Here is a 225-nt window from a genome sequence, read left to right on the forward strand (position 1 = left end):
TATACCGCCCTACTGGAGCAACTTAAAAGTGACAATAGCCTTAAAACCGATGATGCCTGTTTTGAGGGTGATCTTCTTGAGGTGAAGAACACTCCTGAGCTTGATAGGATACTTTACGATTTGCCCAAAGAAACGAAACCCGGAAGGATTGGTGATGTGTATCAACTCTCACTCAACAGGGAGGATGTGCAAAAAGCGATTGGCGATGCGCGCAAGCGAAAAGGA

At 45.8% G+C, this 225-nt stretch carries 1 protein-coding gene; it reads left to right on the top strand.

The window, feature by feature from the left end; genetic code table 11:
- Positions 1 to 225: hypothetical protein (locus tag B3Z75_RS00575; RefSeq protein WP_294066555.1), on the top strand; the 225-nt coding region annotated here is incomplete at both ends.

It is taken from the genome of Proteiniphilum sp. UBA1028, from assembly GCF_002316955.1.
In the GTDB taxonomy this organism is placed as follows: Bacteria; Bacteroidota; Bacteroidia; order Bacteroidales; family Dysgonomonadaceae; genus Proteiniphilum.